Origin of the sequence: Halomonas sp. 707D4 (genome assembly GCF_024158685.1) — a bacterium.
Classification (GTDB): Bacteria; Pseudomonadota; Gammaproteobacteria; order Pseudomonadales; family Halomonadaceae; genus Vreelandella.
Window position 1 is genome coordinate 1 of the sequence record NZ_JAMZBD010000721.1, and the last position, 1,123, is coordinate 1,123.

Consider the following 1,123-nt stretch of genomic DNA (forward strand, 5'->3'; position numbering starts at 1 on the left):
CCCCTGGCCGGGTCGAGTTCGCCACTGGGCAGGCCGAAGTGTTCCACCACCACCGCCACGCCCGAGGCGAGAATCGGCCGCACGACCTGGGCGATGTCGTCGATGCCGCGCTGCACCTCCACCGACCAGCCGCGCCGGCCAAGCTCGGCGAACAGCGCCTGCCACTGGGCGCTCAGGTACGCCTGGGGGCTCTTGCCGATCAGGTTGAGGCGAATGCCGACGACGCCGGCCTCTTCAAGTGTATCGAGCGCCGCACCGTCGATGTCGCTTTCGACCACGGCGGTGCCGCGCAGCCGCGCCGGATGGCGGGAGAGCGCCTCGACCATGTAGCGGTTGTCGGTGCCCAGAAAGCTCGGCTGAACCAGCACGCCGTGGGAAAGCCCTGAGCGGTCCAGGTGGGCCAGGTACTGCTCCACCCGGGCGTCGTACTCCGGACTGTAGCGTCGGCCCGCTGCCAAAGGCAGGTCGCGTTCGAAGATGTGGGCGTGGGTATCGATGCCGGTCAACGCCGCTGAAGTAGGCGGGGTCATGGTTTTCCTCATGATGTACGCTCGAGCGCAGGCGCGCGAGCCCTCTGTGTTCGAACCGTGCCTGCCTGAGCGCCAAACGCGGCGCTCGGCGGCCTGACGGCTTCCCGAAAATTCATATATATGAATAGATGAATCGCAGGATACACGTATTTAAACGTCGTGGACGCGGTCTACGACTAAAGGTGGTACATTCTCGACAGGAAATTATGCGCGGATGACACCAAGGAACACGCTCGATGACGGACATGCGGCTACCGCTTTACCAGCGCCTGCGCGACGACATGCTGGCCCGGATCGCCGCCGGTGACTGGGCGCCGGGCACGGCGATTCCCACCGAGGCCGAACTGACCAAGTACTACGGCGTGGCTGTGGGCACCCTGCGCCGCGCGGTCGAGACGCTGGTGCAGGATGGGCTGATGGAGCGCATCCAGGGCCGAGGCACCTTCATCCGCCGGCCCAACTTCGACGGCTCGCTGTTTCGCTTTTTCCGTCACGTGGATAGCCAGGGCGAGCGGCGCGTGCCCACCGGCCGCGTCATGGTGCGCCGCGAGGAACCCGCCAGCCGCCGCGTGGCCGACGCGCTGGGGCTCGGG

At 66.6% G+C, this 1,123-nt stretch carries 2 protein-coding genes; one reads left to right on the top strand and one right to left on the bottom strand.

All coding sequences use genetic code 11. The annotated features are described in order from the left end of the window. Positions 1-530, bottom strand: a 530-nt coding sequence (locus BIS11_RS18200) for an amidohydrolase (RefSeq protein WP_253586809.1), incomplete at its 3' end; no start/stop codon positions are given. Between the two features lie 236 nt (positions 531-766). Here BIS11_RS18200 and BIS11_RS18205 point away from each other — a divergent pair. Then, positions 767-1,123, top strand: a 357-nt coding sequence (locus BIS11_RS18205; RefSeq protein WP_253586810.1) for a GntR family transcriptional regulator, incomplete at its 3' end; no start/stop codon positions are given.